This is a genomic window from Geobacter sulfurreducens PCA (assembly GCF_000007985.2).
GTDB classification, from domain to species: Bacteria; Desulfobacterota; Desulfuromonadia; order Geobacterales; family Geobacteraceae; genus Geobacter; species Geobacter sulfurreducens.
Map to the genome: position 1 here is coordinate 1261609 of NC_002939.5, position 12322 is coordinate 1273930.

Annotated in this window: 13 protein-coding genes; 12 read left to right on the plus strand and 1 reads right to left on the minus strand. The window is 62.4% G+C overall.

The genetic code is table 11. The features are described 5' to 3' along the window. Positions 1 to 36 precede the first annotated feature (36 nt). The 9 genes from asnS to GS_RS05830 all read left to right on the plus strand — a co-directional run bounded on the left by asnS (position 37) and on the right by GS_RS05830 (position 7810). Entirely contained in the window at positions 37 to 1422 is a 1386-nt protein-coding gene (gene asnS / locus GS_RS05790) for an asparagine--tRNA ligase (protein WP_010941817.1), read from the plus strand. 34 nt (positions 1423 to 1456) lie between these two features. Then, the gene (locus tag GS_RS05795; RefSeq protein WP_010941818.1) at positions 1457 to 1738 is read left to right on the plus strand and encodes a DUF503 domain-containing protein; all 282 of its coding nucleotides are present in this window, start codon (positions 1457 to 1459) and stop codon (positions 1736 to 1738) included. Between the two features lie 146 nt (positions 1739 to 1884). Further along, positions 1885 to 2463: a superoxide dismutase gene (locus GS_RS05800; protein ID WP_010941819.1), complete on the plus strand. Its 579-nt coding sequence runs from the start codon at positions 1885 to 1887 to the stop codon at positions 2461 to 2463. Positions 2464 to 2568: 105 nt separating this feature from the next. Beyond that, on the plus strand, positions 2569 to 3072 hold the full coding sequence (locus tag GS_RS05805; protein ID WP_010941820.1) for a type 1 glutamine amidotransferase domain-containing protein: 504 nt from the start codon (positions 2569 to 2571) through the stop codon (positions 3070 to 3072). An 11-nt stretch (positions 3073 to 3083) separates the two neighbouring features. Then, on the plus strand, positions 3084 to 3497 hold the full coding sequence (locus GS_RS05810) for a hypothetical protein (protein WP_010941821.1): 414 nt from the start codon (positions 3084 to 3086) through the stop codon (positions 3495 to 3497). A 78-nt stretch (positions 3498 to 3575) separates the two neighbouring features. Further along, positions 3576 to 4790: an efflux RND transporter periplasmic adaptor subunit gene (locus tag GS_RS05815; protein WP_010941822.1), complete on the plus strand. Its 1215-nt coding sequence runs from the start codon at positions 3576 to 3578 to the stop codon at positions 4788 to 4790. Beyond that, positions 4791 to 5486, plus strand: coding sequence for an ABC transporter ATP-binding protein (locus GS_RS05820; protein WP_010941823.1), 696 nt, complete (start codon positions 4791 to 4793; stop codon positions 5484 to 5486). A gap of 3 nt (positions 5487 to 5489) precedes the next feature. Further along, positions 5490 to 6647 (plus strand): ABC transporter permease, encoded by a 1158-nt coding sequence (locus GS_RS05825; RefSeq protein ID WP_010941824.1) that lies wholly within the window; start codon positions 5490 to 5492, stop codon positions 6645 to 6647. Beyond that, entirely contained in the window at positions 6647 to 7810 is a 1164-nt protein-coding gene (locus tag GS_RS05830) for an ABC transporter permease (RefSeq protein WP_010941825.1), read from the plus strand. Before GS_RS05825 ends, GS_RS05830 begins: the two co-directional genes overlap by 1 nt. Before the next feature lie 9 nt (positions 7811 to 7819). Here GS_RS05830 and ptsP read toward each other — a convergent pair whose 3' ends face one another. Then, entirely contained in the window at positions 7820 to 10165 is a 2346-nt protein-coding gene (ptsP, locus tag GS_RS05835; protein WP_010941826.1) for a phosphoenolpyruvate--protein phosphotransferase, read from the minus strand. Between the two features lie 166 nt (positions 10166 to 10331). On the opposite strand from ptsP, the gene GS_RS05840 reads away from it, so the two are divergent. From GS_RS05840 to GS_RS05850, 3 genes are all read left to right on the plus strand, one after another. Continuing rightward, positions 10332 to 11132 carry a tetratricopeptide repeat protein gene (locus GS_RS05840; protein WP_010941827.1) on the plus strand — a complete coding sequence of 267 codons (801 nt, stop codon included), beginning with the start codon at positions 10332 to 10334 and terminating at the stop codon, positions 11130 to 11132. An 83-nt stretch (positions 11133 to 11215) separates the two neighbouring features. Next, entirely contained in the window at positions 11216 to 11566 is a 351-nt protein-coding gene (locus GS_RS05845; protein ID WP_010941828.1) for a YtxH domain-containing protein, read from the plus strand. Positions 11567 to 11701: 135 nt separating this feature from the next. Continuing rightward, positions 11702 to 12319, plus strand: a complete 618-nt coding sequence (locus tag GS_RS05850; protein WP_010941829.1) for a CAP domain-containing protein — start codon at positions 11702 to 11704, stop codon at positions 12317 to 12319. Positions 12320 to 12322 lie beyond the last annotated feature (3 nt).

Consider the following 12322-nt stretch of genomic DNA (forward strand, 5'->3'; position numbering starts at 1 on the left):
AGGGGAAGGGCAAGTCAAATGGGTAGGGGACACGCCATGAACGAGCGGATACGGATACGGGAGATACTGGCCGGAACACCAGCCGGTACGGAAGTGATCGTCAAGGGGTGGGTCAGGACGAGTCGCGTCGGCAAGGGGGTTGCCTTTCTTGCGGTGAATGACGGATCGTGTCTGGCGAGTCTCCAGGTGGTGGCCGAACCGGGACTCGCCAACTACCATGAGCTGCGGGGCATCGGCACCGGCGCCGCCGTGGCGGTCCGGGGGATCGTTGCCGAATCGCCGGCCGCGGGGCAGGCCGTCGAACTCCACGCGACGAAGGTGGTCGTGGTCGGAGGCGCCGACGAACAGTATCCCCTGCAGAAGAAGCGCCACACCTTCGAGTACCTGCGGACCATTGCCCACTTGCGTCCCCGCTCCAACACCTTCGGCGCGGTGTTCCGCGTCCGCTCGTCGCTGGCCCAGGCTGTTCACCGTTTCTTTGCCGAACGGGGCTTTCTCTACGTCCATACCCCTATCATCACCACCAGCGACTGCGAAGGGGCAGGCGAACTGTTCCGGGTCACCACTCTCGATCCGTCGGCCCCACCCATGGCGGACGGCGCGGTCGATTTCAGCCAGGATTTCTTCGCGGCCCAGGCGGGGCTCACCGTCAGCGGCCAGCTTGAGGGTGAACTCTTTGCCCAGGCATTTTCCGATATTTACACCTTCGGGCCTACCTTCAGGGCTGAAAATTCCAACACTCCCCGCCATGCCGCCGAATTCTGGATGATCGAGCCCGAAATGGCCTTTGCCGACCTGAGGGACGATGCCGCGCTGGCCGAGGATTTTTTCCGTTACCTGTGTCGCCACGTTCTGGACAACTGCGCCGAGGACATGGCCTTTTTCAACGAACACGTGGACCGTGGGCTACTCGCCCGGGTAGAGCAGGTGGCCGGTTCATCCTTTGCCATGATGGAGTACGGCGTGGCCATCGAGCACCTGAAGCGGGCCGCGGTCCCCTTCGAGTACCCGGTCGAGTGGGGTCTCGACCTCCAGACCGAGCATGAGCGTTACCTGACCGAGCAGGTGGTGGGCGGGCCGGTCTTCGTGGTCAACTATCCTCAGGAGATCAAGGCCTTCTACATGCGCCGGAATGACGACGGCAGAACCGTGGCGGCCATGGATCTGCTGGTCCCCAAGGTGGGCGAGATCATCGGTGGCAGCCAGCGGGAGGAGCGGTACGATCTTCTGGAATCCCGCATGCGCGAGGGCGGCATTGCTCCCGAGAGCCTCTGGTGGTACCTGGACTCCCGCCGCTGGGGCTCGACTCCCCACGCCGGTTTCGGCCTCGGTTTCGAGCGTCTCATTATGTACCTGACCGGCATGGAGAATATCCGCGACGTGATCCCGTTCCCCCGTACCCCGCGCCACGCGGAGTTTTGAGAATCATAGCATAGTACGTTCCGGAGCTCGCACCATGTTCGTTCACTCGCTCTGTCTTCACCTTCACCTGCCGAGCCATTCCCTCAAGGGGAAGCGGGGGATCGTCAAGAGCATCCTGGCCCGGGCGAGGCAGGACTTCAACGTGTCCGCCGCCGAGGTGGACCTCCAGGATGTCCCGGACGAGGCGGTGCTCGCCTTCGCAACGGTCACGGGTGACCGGTCTCCCGGCCGGCATCTCCTTGAACGCCTGGAGGACCGGATCGCCGAGGAGCGCCCCGACGTTACTATTGTTGCGGCCGAGTTCGAGGAGCGCTGACCCCGCTGGACGGCTCGTCGGCACAGAACGGATAAAGAGGACCGATTTTATCTTTTTTGGGTTGACCTTTTTTGGATTCATGGTAAGGTTGAGACCGTGCCCGTTGGCATGTGATCCAATCAAGACCTGTCAAGGAGGAAGCAACCATGGCCTATGAAGCAAAAGACTATTCGAAACTGATCGGGATGGCGGGATTCAGCGAGGCTCTCCTGAAGAACCATTTCACCCTTTATCAGGGTTATGTGACCAATACGAACAAGGTGCTCGACATCCTCGCCAAAATGCTCGCCGACGGTGCCACTGCCACTCCCGAGTATGCGGAGCTGAAGCGGCGCCTGGGATGGGAGTTCAACGGCATGCGGCTCCACGAGTTCTATTTCGAGAATCTCGGCGGCAACGGTGCCATCGACCAGGCCGGCAAGCTGGCCGCGAAAATTGTTGCCGACTTCGGCAGCTATGAGGCGTGGGAGAAGGATTTCCGGGCCACCGGCGCCATGCGGGGTATCGGCTGGGCAGTGCTCTACCAGGATTCGGCCACCGGCAAGCTCATTAACTTCTGGGTCAACGAGCACGACGTTGCTCATCCGGCCGGCTGCACTCCCATCCTGATCATGGATGTCTTCGAGCATGCCTTTATGCTCGATTACGGTCTCAAGCGTCCCGACTACATCGAGGCCTTCTTCAAGAATATCGACTGGAAGGCCGCCGAGGCACGGTTGAAATAACCCAGTTCAGATCGGACACAGGGGGCGCTTACGGCGCCCCCTTTTTTCTTCCGGCAATCGGGAGCGTGCCGACCGGCCGCGGCGGGACCACAGGAGGTGACAGCCATGAAAGGACTCATCATCAGTGCCGACCAGTTCGAGGATTCTGAACTTCTCATCCCCTACTACCGCCTGCTGGAAGAGGGGATTCCGGTCCGGATCGCGGCCCCGGCCCGCGGCACCATCACGGGCAAGCACGGCTATGCGGTGACAGCTGACCTGGCGCTTGCCGAGGTCGCTGCCGACGACTACACCATCCTCATTCTGCCGGGGGGAAAAGCACCTGCTGCCGTGAGGCGGGAGCCGGCGGCCCTGGAGATATGCCGGAGTTTCTTTGCCCATGTCAGGCCGGTAGCCGCCATCTGTCACGGTCCCCAGACGCTGGTCAGCGCCGGACTCCTGTCGGGCAGGCGCGCCACCTGCTACCGCTCGGTGGCCGATGAGCTGCGCGGCGCGGGCGCCCTCTACGAGGATAGTGAAGTGGTGGTGGACGGCAACCTGATCACCTCCCGCGAGCCGGCGGATCTTCCGGCCTTCATGCGGGAGATAATGAAAAAGCTGAAGGGATAGGGGGGCGCGACATGAAACGGCTTCTGCTGATTGTCATGGTCTTATTCGTGGGAGTGGTGCCTGCCCTGGGAAACGGCGCGGGTGAAAAGGTGGAATTCCGTGCCACTATCGGAGACGATGGCGTGCAGCGGGTGCGGATAGTCGGGGGCGAGTACTACTACCGGCCCAACCATATCATCGTCAAGGTGAATGTGCCGGTTGAGATCACGGCAACCAACGACTCCCGCGTCGTTCCCCATGACCTGATCGTGAAGGCGCCGGAGGCGGGCATGGATTTTCGCATCGATCTGAAGAAGGATGCACAGGCGGTCCGCTTCACACCCACCAAGGTGGGGGTCTATCCCATGTACTGCGACAAGAAGCTTCTTTTCTTCGCCAGCCATCGCGAAAAGGGGATGGAGGGGGTCATCGAGGTGGTTGAGTAGATTGCCGACCGGTGGTATGGTGTTGCGATGCGCCGGCACCGCATCCGGCCGCCACTTTCTCCGTTCGGAGTCCATGCCATGGGTCATGAGGATCTGCAGAAACTGAAAATCGACAAAGCGGCGGCACTCCGCCCCGCTGCCCGGCGCAGGCCCCTCTACTGGATCGGGGCGGCCGTTGCCCTTGCGCTGCTGCTGGTCCTGTTCGCAACCGGCGTTCTCACTCCGGCCGTGACCGTTGAAACCGGCACGGTGACCCAGGTGTACCCGTCCCAGACCTTTACCCTGCTCAACGCCAGCGGATACGTGGTGGCCCAGCGTAAGGCGGCCGTTGCTGCGAAGCTCACTGGCCGGCTGGTCTGGCTCGGCGTAGAGGAGGGGAGCAGGGTCCGCAAAGGAGATGTGCTGGCCCGGCTGGAGAGCGACGATGCCGCTGCCGGCCGGGATCAGGCGGCCGCCAACCTGGGCACGGCCCGGGCGAGCCTGGACCAGGCCCGGGCCGAGCTGACCGATGCCAGCCAGGCCTATGAGCGGCAGAAGCAGCTCGTGCGCGAGGGGATCGTGGCAAAGGCCGATTTTGACGCGGCAGAGGCCCGCTTCCTCCGGGCCCGGGCCGCAGTGACCGCCGCCGAGTCATCAATCCGCGCCGCCTCGGCCGCCCTGCGAGGGGCGGAGGTGAACCTGGAGTATTCCCTCATCCGCGCCCCCTTCGATGCCGTGGTCCTGACCAAGAATGCGGACGTGGGCGACATCGTCACCCCCATCGGCGCCGCTGCCGACGCCAAGGCCGCCGTGGTCAGCATCGCAGACTTGGCATCGCTCCAGGTAGAAGCGGATGTTTCTGAATCCAACTTGGCCAAGGTCAAGGAGGGACAGCCGTGCGAGATCCAGCTCGACTCTTTGCCGGATGAGCGCTTCCGGGGCTTCGTCCACATGATCGTCCCCACGGCTGATCGCTCCAAGGCGACAGTTCTGGTGAAGGTCCGCTTTGAGAAACTTGACCCTCGTATCCTCCCCGAGATGAGCGCCAAGGTGGCATTTTTGGAGCGGCCGGTGGCCGCGGGGGAAGAGAAGCCGAAGACCGCCGTGAATCCTGCCGCCGTGGCCGATCGGGACGGCCGCAAGGTCCTTTTCGTTCTGAAGGGAGACCGGGTGGCCGCCGTGCCCGTGACCCTCGGCGCCCGCCAGGGAGACATGGTGGAGGTTGTCTCCGGCGCCAAGGCCGGGGACAGGATCGTCGTCAAGCCCCTGGACAAGCTCAAGGACGGCACCCGCGTCAAAACGGCGGAGAAGTAGATGAGCGAAACGCGGGAACCCATCGTCGCCATCCGCAATCTTTCCAAGTCCTACCGCCGGGGGGCGCAACTGATCCCGGTCCTCCAGGACATTACCCTGGACATTGCCGCCGGGGAGTTCCTGGCGCTCATGGGACCGTCCGGCTCGGGTAAAAGCACGCTCCTGAACCTGGTTGCAGGGATCGACAAGGCCGACGCGGGGACCATCACCATAGGCGGCGTGGAGATCACGACCCTCTCCGAGGCCGCACTGGCCTCCTGGCGAGCCGCGCACGTGGGGTTCATCTTCCAATTCTACAACCTGATTCCGGTATTGACGGCCTTCGAAAACGTGGAGTTGCCGCTGCTCCTGACGGGGCTTTCCCGGCGGCAACGGCGCGAGCATGTGGAAACCGTACTCTCGCTGGTGGGGCTCTCCGACCGGATGGACCACTACCCCTCCCAGCTTTCGGGGGGACAGCAGCAGCGCGTGGCCGTTGCCCGGGCCATGGTGACCGATCCGGATATTCTGGTGGCTGACGAACCCACCGGTGACCTGGACCGGGTTTCGGCAGGAGAGGTGCTGGCCCTCATGGAACGCCTGGTGTCAGGGTTCGGCAAGACCATCATCATGGTTACCCACGATCCCCGGGCTGCAGAGCAGGCCCACCGGCTCCTCCACCTGGAGAAGGGTGAACTGACCGACGGGGCCGGCTAGCCGATGTTCATCATCAAGCTCCTCATCCGCAACGCCTTTCGCCACAAGCTCCGGACGGGGCTTACCATCGTGGGGGTTGCCATCGCCATTGTGGCCTTCGGCCTGTTGCGGACACTGGTGGACCTCTGGTACGCGGGGGTTGAGGCGTCCTCGGCCTCCCGTCTCATTACGCGCAACTCCATCTCCCTCGTTTTCCCCCTCCCGATTTCCTACAAAGACCGGATCCGCCAAGTGCCGGGGGTTCGCGACGTTTCCTGGGGCAACTGGTTCGGCGGCATCTACAAGGAAGAGAAGAATTTTTTCCCCAGTTTTGCCGTAGAGCCCCGCAGTTTCCTGGCCATGTACCCGGAGTACCGGGTCGACCCCGTGGAGTTGAAGTCATTCCTCCTGGACCGGAAAGGGGCCATGGTGGGAGCCAAGACCGCCGAGCGTTTCGGCTGGAAGGTGGGGGATCAGGTGATGCTCCGGGGGACCATCTTCCCCGGGCAATGGGAGTTTGTCATCCGGGGCATCTACCATGGGGCAGCAAAGAGCACCGATGAAACCCAGTTTTTCTTCCACTGGGATTACCTGAACGAGGTCATGCGGCGAACGGTGCCCCGGCGGGCCGATCAGGCGGGGTATTACATCATCGAGCTGAAAAAGCCCGATCAGGCGGCGGAGGTCTCCCTGGCCGTGGATGCCACCTTCAGGAATTCCCTGGCAGAGACCCTGACCGAGACGGAACGGGCATTCCAGATGAGCTTCGTGTCCATGACCGAGGCCATCGTCATCGCCATCCAGATCGTCTCCTACGTGGTAATCGTCATCATCATGGTCGTGGCGGCAAACACCATGGCCATGACGGCCCGGGAGCGGATTCCCGAGTACGCCACCCTCAAGACCCTCGGCTTCGGCGGGCTCCACATCGCGGGAGTGATCTTCGGCGAATCGCTCGTCATCGCCATGGCGGGCGGAGTGACCGGGGTAATCCTCACTTTTCCCGCGGCCCGCTGGATCGAAACCGAGCTGTCCCAGTTCTTTCCCGTGTTCACCGTGGCCCCGTCCACCATCTGCATGGACCTGGCGGCAGCCTTCATCGTGGGGGCGGTGGCCGGCATCTTCCCCACCTGGCGCGGGGTGACCATCCGTATCGCCGAGGGTCTCAGGAGAGTCGGATAGTGGGAATCCCTTACTCTTACAGCCTGCGCAATCTCTGGACCCGGCGCCTCACTACCGTGCTGACGGCATCGGGCATGGCGCTGGTGGTCTTCGTGTTCGCGGCGACTCTTATGCTCTCCGAGGGCCTGCGCAAGACCCTGGTGGACACCGGCTCGTGGGACAACGTGGTGGTGATCCGCAAGTCCGCCCAGACAGAGGTGCAGAGCGGGGTGGACCGATCCCAGGCGGCCATCGTGGAGACCCAGCCCGAGGTGGCGATGGCGGAAGGACAACGGTTGGTGGCCAAGGAGTTGGTTGTCCTCATCAGCCTGCCGAAGCGGGGAACGGGAAAGCCGTCCAACGTGGTGATCCGTGGCATCGGCGCGCCATCGCTTCTGCTGAGACCCCAGGTGAAGCTTCGGGAGGGGCGGATGCCCCGGCCCGGCTCGGCGGAGATTATCGCCGGGGCGAGCATCGCCAAGCGGTTCCAGGGGGGAGGGATCGGCGAAACCCTGCGCTTCGGCATGCGGGACTGGACCGTGGTGGGTATCTTCGATGCCGGCAACACGGGGTTTTCTTCGGAGATATGGGGGGACGTTGATCAGCTGATGCAGGCCTTCCGGCGTCCGGTCTACTCGTCGGTCATCTTCAAACTCAGGGATGCCGCCGAGTTCGGTCGCGTCAAGGCCAGGCTGGAGGCGGACCCGCGCCTCACCGTGGAGGCAAAGCGCGAGATCCGCTTCTATGCCGACCAATCGGAAGCCATGGCCACGTTCCTGAACATCCTGGGCGTTACACTGACGGTGATTTTTTCCCTGGGCGCGGTCATCGGTGCCATGATCACCATGTATGCCGCCGTGGCCAACCGGATCACCGAGATCGGTACGTTGCGCGCACTCGGTTTCCAGCGGCGAAGCATTCTGGGGGCGTTTATCCTGGAATCGCTGTTTCTGGGGTTGCTGGGAGGGGTGGTGGGGGTCTTTTTCGCCTCGTTCATGCAGCTGGTGACCATCTCAACCATGAACTGGCAGACTTTTTCGGAGCTGGCGTTCAGCTTTACCCTTACCCCACGCATCATCGGGGCGTCGCTGGTGTTTTCCCTGGTCATGGGGTTCGTGGGGGGGCTGCTTCCGGCGTTCCGGGCAGCGCGGATGAATATCGTGGACGCCCTGCGGGCGAACTGAAGGGGGAGTTCAGAGGCCGAGCCGCGCCCGTGCGTCGAGCAGATAGGCCCTTACTGCGCCGGAGCTTTCCAGGGCCAGTACTTCCCGCGCCACTTCTTCGGCCATGGTGCTGGAAAGGGCACGGATGGTCTGTTTCACCACCGGGATGGAGGGGGCCGAGAGGCTGAATTCCCTGATGCCCATACCGAAGAGGAGCACCGCATTGATGGGGTCGGCCGCCATTTCGCCGCAGATGGAAACCGGCTTGCCCGCAGCCGTTGCCGTGTCGACCACGCGCTTGATGGAGTGAAGCACCGCCGGCTGGTAGGGATCGTAGTAGCGGCTCACCTTGGGATTGTTACGGTCGGCCGCCATGGTGTACTGGATCAGATCGTTGGTGCCGATGCTGAAGAAATCCACCTCCCGGATCAGGATGTGGGCCGTCTGCACCGCGGCCGGCAGTTCCACCATGATGCCCAGTTCAAGGTTCTGGTCGAAGGGCAACCCCTCGCGGGTAAGCTCGCCGCGTACCTCGTTCATGATTTTCTTGATCTGCCAGATTTCGCCGATACTCGACACCATGGGGAACATGAGCTTGATCTTCCCGTGGGCAGACGCCAGCAGGATCCCAGCCAACTGCACCCGGAAGATATCCTCCCGCTCCAGCGACACGCGGATGGAACGCCATCCCATGAACGGATTGTCTTCGTGGGGCATGGGGAAGTAAGGGAGGGTCTTGTCGCCACCGATGTCCAGGGTCCGGATGGTAACCGGGTTGGGCGAGAACCCCTCCAGGACGCGCCGGTACAGGCTGAACAGGGCGTCCCGGGAAGGAAAGGCCGAGCGGGTCATGTAGGGGAACTCGGTCCGGTAGAGTCCGACGCCTTCGGCGCCGTTGGCCTGTGCGATCCTGATGTCGCTCAGCAGGCCGATGTTGGCCCGCAACCACACCTGTTCGCCGTCCAGGGTCACTGCGGGCACGTCCCGCAGTTCTTCCAGCTCGCGCATCCTGACGCTGAAGTCGGCCTCCAGCCGCGCATACTCCTCTTTGATCTTGGCGCTGGGGTTGATGTAGATATGCCCCGAGCTGCCGTCCACGATAACCTCGTCCTTGAGCCCGAGGTTCTGCAGCGCTCCGCCCACCCCCACCACCGCCGGGATGCCGAGGGACTTGGCCATGATCGCCGCATGGGAGTTCACGTCACCTTTTTCTGTCACAATGCCGAGAATCTTGTCGTGGTCGAGGGTGGCCATGTCGGAGGGGAGAATTTCCCGGGCCACGATGATGCGCCGTTCCCGGAGCTTGGGAACGGGCTTGCACGAGCCGTCCAGGCACGAGATGATCCGGCGGCGGATGTCCTCCATGTCGGCGGAGCGCTCCCGGAGGTAGGGGTCTTCCATCTGGGAAAAGGCGTTCACGTAGTGGGCAACCGCCTCGTTCACCGACCGCACCGCGCCATAATCCTGCTCGATGAAATCCATGACCCGGGCGATGAACCCCCGGTCCTCCAGGATCATCAGGTGGGTGTGGAAGATGGCGGCATCCTCTTTGGAGAGGGTCTCGGCCACCCGCTTCTCCATATAGATGGTTTCGATCCGTGCTTTTTCCAGGGCCATGAGAAAGCGGTGGCGCTCCTCGTTGGTGGGGCGCACCGTCGCCACTTCCATGCCGTCGGCCACCGAATGGTCGATGACTGCTACCTTGCCCACGGAGAAACCCGAAGAAACGGGAGTCCCCATCAGGTGCAGCGAACGGCGCTCCTTGCCGCGAGCCTTTCGCGTCTTGCCCGGGGGCGCGCCAATGGATTTGAGTTTTTCCAGCTCCCGCTCCAGGCGGTCCCGCTCTTCTTCGTTGCGGCGGATGGAGTCCAGCAACTTGGCGTTGATGACGATGCTCGTGATCTGGTAGGCAATGGTGGAGAGTGTGCTGACCTCTTCCTGGCGGAAGGTCCGCTGCTCCCTGGTCTGGATGACGATGACGCCTATGGGGTTCCCCCGATGGAGCAGCGGCATGCCGAGGAACGAGTTGAAGCGCTCCTCCTTGGTCTCGGGAAAATACTTGTAGCGGGGGTGGAGGGGGGCATTGTCGGTGGCGACGATCCCCTTCTGCTGCACCACGAGCCCCGAGAGCCCCTCGGATATCTTCATGGTGATCCGCCCCACGGAGCTCTTGGAGAGTCCGCGGGTCGCAGCCAGTCGCAGGGTTTCGCCATCCTGCTCCAGTAGGTAGATGGAGCAGACATCGGTGCCGATCCGCTTGGCGACCAGTTGAACGATGTTGTCCAGAGTTTCCTGGAGATCGTGGGAGTGGAGGATGAGGGCGCTTATGTCCTCCAGAATGCGCAGTCCGGTCGCTTCGAGTCGTTCGTCGGCCATGGTGTGTGGTGCCCTCGACGTAAAGTCCGCTCATTATATTCCATGAACAGCCCGAAGGAAAGCACGTTTAACACCTCGGAACCCGATAACGGGCTGAAAGGTGGCAACGTTCGATTCTTTCTGTTATAGTGTGCCCCGACGTATGACGCTATCCGGGGGTGAGAGCATGACCGAAACGAACAATGAACTGTTGGCAAAAGGCATAAGCCTCGCCGAAGGGGGCGATTTCACCGCCGCCGAAGCGATGTTCAGAACCTGCGTGGAGAGGGCTCCCGATGACCCCGAAGGCTACTTCTACCTGGGAGAAGCCCTCGTGGAAGAGGGCAAGCTCGCAGAGGCCCGACAGCAGTACGAGAAGGGGCTCGCCCTGGCCCCGGGAGACGTGGACGGCCAGATCGCCCTCGGCGACATCTGTCTGGAGCTGGCTGAGCACGAGGCCGCCCTGGCCGCCTACCGGCGTGCCGTGGAACTCGACCCCCGCAATGCCGACGGCTATGTCAACATCGGCCTCGTCTACAACTCCCTGGAGGAGACCAGCAAGGCGATCGAGGCTTTCGAGAAGGCCCTGGAGATCGATCCGGCCAATGTCTTCGCCTACAACGGCCTGGGTGACGCCTGGTACGGGCTCGGCGAGCGGGAAAAGGCCATAGACGCCTTCCGCAAGGGCATCGAGCTCGACCCTACCGATGCGGCGGCCCACTTCAACCTCGGTGAACTCTACTACGATCTCGGCGAGACCGAGGAGGCCGAGAAGGAGTGCCTTGAGGCGGTCCGGCTCGATCCCGACTTCACCATGTCCTACCTCACCCTCGGCAGCCTCTATATGGATGACGAGAGGGTGAAGGACGCCATCAGGTATCTGGAGCTCTATCTGCAAAAGGAAAAATCGCCCCAGGCCCGAGAGACCGTGGACGAGGTCAAGGCCGTGCTGGAGGGGCTGCGCGCCGAGGTGGCCGGCAAACCCTGATTTTTTGCCCTCCCTCCTTTGAATCGCCGCAATGTGCGGTACCATTGAAGTAAAGATGGATGAACGAAAGGAGGGATCAGGTCATGTCGGAAGAAAAGAACAATACCCTGATAGTCGGGTCGCTGATGCTCATTGCGGGAGGTATCCTCGGTGCGGGAGCGGCGCTTCTCTTTGCTCCCCAATCGGGCAAGAAGACCCGGCGGGATATCAAGAAGTACGTTCGGCGCGCCAAGAACGAGGCCGAGGAGATGGTGGAAGATTTCACCGACAAGGTTTCGGACGTGGTTGATTCCCTTAATGACCGGACCCAGGAGATTCTGGAACGGGGTAAGGACATTACCCAGGACGTGAAGAAAGACCTGCTCAAGGCGTTTGAGGATGGCAAGGATCGCCTGGAGAAGGAGCGGACCCGGCTGGCAAAGATGCTCGGGTAGCAAGGCTGAGATGGACCGTAAGAAATGTAGTGTCCTCGATCGGGCAAAAAAGAGAATCAAAAAGAATAGGGCCATTCACGGCCCTATTCTTTTTTGTGAATGTGTTCACGTGATGAATACCCCTGGGATTTCACCATGACTCGATTCATCGCCTTTTGCGCGGCACTCGCCCTGGCGCTTGTTCTCACGCCATCTCCAGTCACGGCGGAACGTGCCCGGGACGTTCTGGCACAGATGAATGCCGCCCGCACCGATCCTCAGGGATACGCGGAGCACCTGCGGGAGTTCCGCTCGCGCTTCAGGGGGAGGAACTACACCGTTCCCTGCTCCCGGACCCGGATCGTCACCCACGAGGGGACTGCGGCGGTGGACGAGGCGATACGCTTTCTCCTTCGCCAGAGGCCCATTTCCCCCCTGGCCTGGTCCGATGGACTCGCCCGGGCCGCGGCGGCACATGTGGGCGTCCAGGGCAGGAATGGGGAAACGGGCCACGGGGAGGGGCAGGGCGGGATGCGCGCCCGGATCGAGCGTCAAGGTACGTGGAAGAAGACCATTGGCGAGAATATCGGCTACGGCCCCGACAACGCCCGCGCCGTCGTGATCCAGCTCATCGTCGACGACGGTGTGCCGGGTCGGGGACATCGGAAGAACATCTTTGATCCGGCCTTCGCAGTAGCGGGAGTCGCCTGCGGACCACACCCTGTCTTCGGTACGGTCTGTGTCATCGACTTTGCGGGGGGATTTTCGGATTGACCT

What these genes read in the sequence shown, in the direction of transcription:
- GS_RS05795 (WP_010941818.1), top strand. Translation starts at nt 1,457, where the DNA reads ATGTTCGTTCACTCGCTCTGTCTTCACCTTCACCTGCCGAGCCATTCC.
- GS_RS05840 (WP_010941827.1), top strand. Translation starts at nt 10,332, where the DNA reads ATGACCGAAACGAACAATGAACTGTTGGCAAAAGGCATAAGCCTCGCC.
- GS_RS05850 (WP_010941829.1), top strand. Translation starts at nt 11,702, where the DNA reads ATGACTCGATTCATCGCCTTTTGCGCGGCACTCGCCCTGGCGCTTGTT.
- GS_RS05800 (WP_010941819.1), top strand. Translation starts at nt 1,885, where the DNA reads ATGGCCTATGAAGCAAAAGACTATTCGAAACTGATCGGGATGGCGGGA.
- GS_RS05825 (WP_010941824.1), top strand. Translation starts at nt 5,490, where the DNA reads ATGTTCATCATCAAGCTCCTCATCCGCAACGCCTTTCGCCACAAGCTC.
- ptsP (WP_010941826.1), bottom strand. Translation starts at nt 10,165, where the DNA reads ATGGCCGACGAACGACTCGAAGCGACCGGACTGCGCATTCTGGAGGAC.
- GS_RS05820 (WP_010941823.1), top strand. Translation starts at nt 4,791, where the DNA reads ATGAGCGAAACGCGGGAACCCATCGTCGCCATCCGCAATCTTTCCAAG.
- GS_RS05810 (WP_010941821.1), top strand. Translation starts at nt 3,084, where the DNA reads ATGAAACGGCTTCTGCTGATTGTCATGGTCTTATTCGTGGGAGTGGTG.
- GS_RS05805 (WP_010941820.1), top strand. Translation starts at nt 2,569, where the DNA reads ATGAAAGGACTCATCATCAGTGCCGACCAGTTCGAGGATTCTGAACTT.
- GS_RS05845 (WP_010941828.1), top strand. Translation starts at nt 11,216, where the DNA reads ATGTCGGAAGAAAAGAACAATACCCTGATAGTCGGGTCGCTGATGCTC.
- GS_RS05815 (WP_010941822.1), top strand. Translation starts at nt 3,576, where the DNA reads ATGGGTCATGAGGATCTGCAGAAACTGAAAATCGACAAAGCGGCGGCA.
- asnS (WP_010941817.1), top strand. Translation starts at nt 37, where the DNA reads ATGAACGAGCGGATACGGATACGGGAGATACTGGCCGGAACACCAGCC.